Origin of the sequence: Klebsiella sp. Ech2A, assembly GCF_030078455.1 — a bacterium.
Lineage (GTDB): Bacteria > Pseudomonadota > Gammaproteobacteria > Enterobacterales > Enterobacteriaceae > Klebsiella > Klebsiella terrigena.
In genome coordinates this window covers 1-5,215 of the sequence record NZ_JAQGFU010000259.1, presented here as the reverse complement: position 1 = coordinate 5,215, position 5,215 = coordinate 1, and the positions used below count along the sequence as shown (strand labels likewise).

Sequence of the window (5,215 nt, the reverse complement as noted above, 5' to 3'; positions counted from 1 at the left end):
GAGCGCACCATCGAGCGTCCGGCCCAGTCGGTGCGAAACGATCCTGGCTGAACCGCCGTCACCGCGATATTAAAGGGCTTAAGCTCTTTGGTTAAGGTTTCGGAAATCCCCTGCAGGGCGAACTTACTTCCGCAGTAGTAGCTGATGCCGGGCATGGTGATGAATCCGCCCATGGAGGTAATATTCAGAATATGGCCGGCGCGGCGCGCGCGGAACATGGGGACAAACGCTTTAATCATCGCAACCGCGCCAAATACGTTGACGTTGAATTGCGCCACGAGATCCTCGAGCGGCGACTCTTCCATGATCCCCTCGTGACCGTAGCCGGCGTTATTGACCAGCACGTCAACCGCGCCGATTTCCCGCTCTACGGCCTCAACGAGCGGCGGGATGGCGGCAAAATCGGTAACGTCCAGCACTCTGCCAAAGCACTGACCCGGCGACAGGGCCTCAAACTGCTCCCGATCGCTCTCTTTTCGTAGCGTTCCGACCACCCGATGCCCGGCGCTGAGCGCCTCTTCGGCCAGCGCCCGGCCAAACCCGCTGCTGACGCCGGTGATGAAAAATAGTTTTGCTGACATATGGACTCTCCATGGTGAAATTGAGCAGACAGCATAGGGCTCAACGGCGATCGGGCGTAGCCCCGATCCTCTGCGGTCTTTGCCTGTTCCTATGAGTCGTCTGGACGCGGCGGGCTGGGAGTGTCACACTTCGCGCAGGTTTCCGCTTCTTTAACGCAGGCTTTATGACAACGACCGCTGACCGGCAAATGGTGATGCTGCTGGACCATCTGACCCCGCAGGAGGGCTACAACCTTACCGCGCTGCCCGACGTTCGCTTTTTGCGATCGAACCGACCGCTGCAGCGCACGCCGGTTTTATACGAGCCGGGGATCGTTATTGTCGTGCAGGGGAGAAAGCAGGGGTTTCTCGGCAATGATGTCTATTTGTATGATGCCCGGCATTATCTGATGGTCTCCGTGCCGGTGCCGTTTACCATGGAGACCGACGCCAGCGCAGCCGAGCCGATGCTGGCCATTTACATTCGCCTGGACTTCACCTTAGCCGCCGATCTGCTGCTGGAGCTTGATGGTCGCGGCACCTCGGCTGGCGCAGCGCCGCGAAGCATGATGTCGAGCCTGATGGATGAGAAGGTCGGTGGCTCGGTTTTACGCTTTCTGCAGATTATGTCTTCGCCGCTGGATGCGGAAATGCTCGGGCCGTCGATGCTGCGGGAGATCTATTACCGGGTGCTTACCGGCGAGCAGGGGCCGGCGCTGCGCAGCGCCCTGCGGATGCAGGGCCAGTTTGGCAAAGTGGCGAAAGCGATACGAAAAATTCATGCGCATTACGCCGGGAGCCTTGACGTTGGCGCCCTGGCAAAAGAGGTCGGGATGAGCGTTCCGACCTTTCACAGCCACTTCAAGGCGGTAACCAACACCTCGCCGATGCAGTACCTGAAATCAACGCGCCTGCATCAGGCCCGGCTGCTGATGCTGCGCGGCAACCTGACCGCCTCCGCCGCCGGCGTGCGGGTCGGCTATGAGAGCATTTCTCAGTTTAGCCGTGAGTTTAAGCGGCTTTTTGGCCTGACGCCGGTGCGCGAAGTCGAGCGCATGAAGCGTAATTTTTCCCTGCCCGCCCCGGTTACGCCCTCCGCGTTTATTTCATCGCATTGAGCCGGCCGCCGGGGCCGGCGCATCGTCGTCCTGCAGGATGTGCTGGCGCAGCAGCGTCGCCAGGGTCGAAGGGTCGCCTTGTTCTATCGCCTCGACCATCGCGAAATGTTCCTGTGAAGACTGGACGATCCTCGCATGCGAGTTCCATTGCCCCAGCGCCGCGGAGGGAACCCGGCTGCGGAGTTCGAAAATCAGTTCAATCATGTCTTTGTTCGAGCAGGGGGCAAGCAGCGCGCGGTGAAAGGCGAGGTTGGATTCATACTGCTGCAGGATCGTGCCGAACTGAGTGTAGTGGTCAAACAATTCGGCGCTCTGGCGCAGGGCGGCTAGCTGTGCGGGCTGGATATGCTCGACGATATCGCTGGCCGATGCGCTCTCCAGCACCGCGCGGATGCGCGAAATATTGCGCCGCTGCTGCACGTCGGGCGAATAAACATGGTATCCGCGATTGGGAACATGCTGCACCAGCCGTTCAATGACCAGCTGATCGAGGGCGCGGCGAACATCGCTGCGCGTACACTCATAGCGCTCCGCCAGCTCGACCTGTTTCAGCCAGGCGCCCGGCTGGAAAACCCCGGTATTAATATCCATCGCCAGCAGGTTGGCAACGTGCACCAGAGTGGTTTTACCTTGCATCATATCCTCAGCTCCTTGTCCTGGTTCCCGCGATTTTTGCAGCCTGATAATGAACGGTTCCCGGCTTTGGCACCAGTTTAAACCGTTGGTCTATTGGCTTTTGCTCTGACCCAAAGCTGAATTGTGACATGAACCAGATCTTTTGTTAATAAATTGTTTATTAAATTGGCGCCAATTTTGGTTTTGTGTTTGAATCAATTTTGAACAGTCGATGAACGAGAAACAATTTATGGAACTATCAGTAATTAAGAATGATTCTGAGCATGCCGCCGGGCGCAGCCAGGCGCTTTACTATCGCGGCAGCACGACGATTTTTTCCAGCCGACACGATCCCCGCTTCCAGTACTGCCTGTACGTCCCGCCCGGATTCGATGGTGACAAAACCGGCTATCGCCTGGTCGTCGCGATGCACGGTACCGGTCGTTCGATGGTGCAATATCGGGATGCTTTTACCGAGTTCGCCCGCTACAACCGCTGCGTTGTTCTGGCTCCTCTGTTCCCCGTTGGGCCGCTAGGGGACGGGAATTCACACGGCTTTAAATACATCATTGAGCAGGATATTCGCTATGACCTGACGCTGCTGGCGATGATTGATGAAGTGAGCGAGCTGCTGGATTACGACTTTGGCAAGTTTCTGCTGTTCGGCTACTCGGGAGGCGGTCATTTCGCCCATCGATTCCTCTACATTCACCCGGAAAAGCTGCTGGGGGTCTCCATTGGCGCGCCGGGTTCCGTCACGCTGCTTGACGACAGCAAGGCCTGGTGGCCGGGGGTGCAGAACTTTGAGCAAATCTTTGGCAGGCCTCTGGATTACCGCGCCTTAAAAGAGGTGGCGGTGCAGCTGGTGGTCGGCAAGGTCGATCTGGAAACCTGGGAGATCACCCATCAGCCCGGCGGCCGGTACTATCTGCCGGGGTGCAATGATGCCGGCGCTACCCGAATCGAACGTAATACCGCGCTGCTCAACAGCCTACGTGAACACGGCGTGCAGGCGGAACAAGAGATCGTGCCAAACGTCGGCCACGACGGCATGAAGGTGCTGGATGAAGTAAAAGATTTTTTCCTGCGCGTACTGCAGGCAAATCGCTGAGGAGCGAATAACGTGACGCAACCTTTTCCCTTAATCGAAATTTCCGGCACGCCGTACGAGCGGGGCTGCCAGTACGGTGAGCAGGCTAAGGCTCGGATCGACGCCAGCGTGGCCATTTACGGCGACCAGCTCAACGCCCTGCGGATCGGCCAGGAGCAGCGCGATCGCCTGATTAATAGCTTCAGCGCCATCATCCGCGAGTTTGACGCGGACTATCTCGACGAAATGCGCGGCATTGCCTGCGCCTCCGGGGTTTCGCTGGAAGCGATTGTGATGATCAACGCCCGTACCGAAGTTATCGCCCAGGCGCGCAGCATGCAGCAGTGCCAGACGCCGCACGACGATAGCATAAAAGATGGCTGTACCGGCGCGGTGATCCTGCCGCAGCGCAGCCCGCACGGCAAACTGATTCATGGCCAAAACTGGGACTGGCGCGCGGAGTGCGCGGAGAGTTCGGTAGTGGTGAAAATTAAGCGTCAGCAGGGGCCGGATGTCCTGACTTTTGTGGAGGCCGGGGGGCTTGGCCGCAGCGGCATGAACAGCGCCGGTATCGCCATCACCGCGAACTATCTGCGCTGCGAGCGCGATTATCAGCAGCAGGGCGTCCCGCTGTCCCTGATCCGTCGTAAGGCGCTGGAACAGCAGCATATGGCGCTGGCGATGAAGGTGGTCGCCACCACGCCAAAGTCGTGCTCCAACAATATGATCCTCAGCACAAAAGAGGGCTTTGCCATCGATTTCGAATGCGCCCCGGACGAAAGCTTCACCCTCTATCCGCAAAATGGCCTGCTGGTGCATGCCAACCACTGGGAGAGCCTGCCCGCACGCTGCAAAGTTCGCGAAGAGGGCATCGATGCCTCGCCGGATTCGCTGTACCGCAGCTGGCGCGTCCATGAATTACTTAATGCCCATGCAAAACCGGGAGAAGAGGAGATGAAAAACGCCTTTTTCGATGACTTCGGCTCCCCCTATTCCGTATGTCGTCCGCCGCGGCCGGGGTTCAGCAGCGATTTATCCGCCACGGTGGCGATGATCGTGATGACCCCCGCCGAGGGGATGATGGATGTGGTCCCGCTTCCGGCACTTAACCGCGACTTCACGCGCTACACGCTCGATTAACAGAGAGATTGGTATGAAAAAATTATTATCAGCTGTTGCCCTGTTACTGCCGGGCATGGTGGCGCAGGCGGCCGATGGCGAGGTTATCCGTTTTGCGCTGAATCAGGATATCCGCAGCAGCCAGCCGGGCGTCAACCGGGACGGAAACACCGATGATGTCCTGATGCACGTGGTGGAAGGTATGGTGGGCTACCGTGAAGACGGTACCGTGGGGCCGATGCTCTCGTCATCGTGGGACGTGAGTCATGAAGGTAAAACCTATACCTTCCATCTGCGTGAAGGGGTGAAGTTTCACAACGGCGATGCCATGACGGCGCAGGACGTGGTGTGGAGCTGGAAGCACTGGAACGACCCGAAAACCCAGTGGCGATGTTTGCGCGAGTTTGACGGCAGCGGGTTGATTCATGTCACCGACGTCAGCGCCCCGGATGCCCATACCGTGGTTATGACGCTGGAAAAACCGGTGGCGCTGTTTCTGGACACCCTGGCGCGCACCGACTGCGGCGCGGCCGCGGTTATCAGCCCTAAATCGGTTGCCGCGGACGGCGCCTGGATTGCGCCGATCGGCACCGGGCCGTTCAGCTTTGGCGAGTGGAAGCACGGCGAATACGTTTCGTTGAAGCGTTTTGCCGACTACAGCGCACTGGCGGGGGAAGAGGGAGGCTTTGTCGGCGGCCAAAAGGCGCTTGGGG

The 5,215-nt window shown here is 58.7% G+C and carries 6 protein-coding genes; 4 read left to right on the top strand and 2 right to left on the bottom strand.

Features of this window, described 5'->3' with window-relative positions:
• Positions 1-581 (bottom strand): oxidoreductase (locus tag PFH44_RS24790; RefSeq protein ID WP_283826471.1); only part of this gene is annotated, 581 nt, incomplete at its 3' end.
• A 164-nt stretch (positions 582-745) separates the two neighbouring features.
• On the opposite strand from PFH44_RS24790, the gene PFH44_RS24785 reads away from it, so the two are divergent.
• On the top strand, positions 746-1,678 hold the full coding sequence (locus tag PFH44_RS24785; RefSeq protein WP_045858588.1) for an AraC family transcriptional regulator: 933 nt from the start codon (positions 746-748) through the stop codon (positions 1,676-1,678).
• On the opposite strand, the gene PFH44_RS24780 is transcribed toward PFH44_RS24785, so the two are convergent.
• The gene (locus tag PFH44_RS24780; RefSeq protein WP_283826470.1) at positions 1,667-2,317 is read right to left on the bottom strand and encodes a GntR family transcriptional regulator; all 651 of its coding nucleotides are present in this window, start codon (positions 2,315-2,317) and stop codon (positions 1,667-1,669) included. The genes PFH44_RS24785 and PFH44_RS24780 overlap by 12 nt on opposite strands.
• A gap of 226 nt (positions 2,318-2,543) precedes the next feature.
• On the opposite strand from PFH44_RS24780, the gene PFH44_RS24775 reads away from it, so the two are divergent.
• The 3 genes from PFH44_RS24775 to PFH44_RS24765 all read left to right on the top strand — a co-directional run.
• Positions 2,544-3,404 (top strand): alpha/beta hydrolase, encoded by an 861-nt coding sequence (locus PFH44_RS24775; protein ID WP_283826469.1) that lies wholly within the window; start codon positions 2,544-2,546, stop codon positions 3,402-3,404.
• Positions 3,405-3,416: 12 nt separating this feature from the next.
• The gene (locus PFH44_RS24770) at positions 3,417-4,523 is read left to right on the top strand and encodes a C45 family autoproteolytic acyltransferase/hydolase (RefSeq protein ID WP_283826468.1); all 1,107 of its coding nucleotides are present in this window, start codon (positions 3,417-3,419) and stop codon (positions 4,521-4,523) included.
• Positions 4,524-4,536: 13 nt separating this feature from the next.
• Positions 4,537-5,215 (top strand): ABC transporter substrate-binding protein (locus PFH44_RS24765; RefSeq protein WP_283826466.1); only part of this gene is annotated, 679 nt, incomplete at its 3' end.

Excerpts from the sequence above, each read along its gene's own strand:
- PFH44_RS24785 (WP_045858588.1), top strand. The coding sequence starts at position 746 with ATGACAACGACCGCTGACCGGCAAATGGTGATGCTGCTGGACCATCTG.
- PFH44_RS24780 (WP_283826470.1), bottom strand. The coding sequence starts at position 2,317 with ATGATGCAAGGTAAAACCACTCTGGTGCACGTTGCCAACCTGCTGGCG.
- PFH44_RS24775 (WP_283826469.1), top strand. The coding sequence starts at position 2,544 with ATGGAACTATCAGTAATTAAGAATGATTCTGAGCATGCCGCCGGGCGC.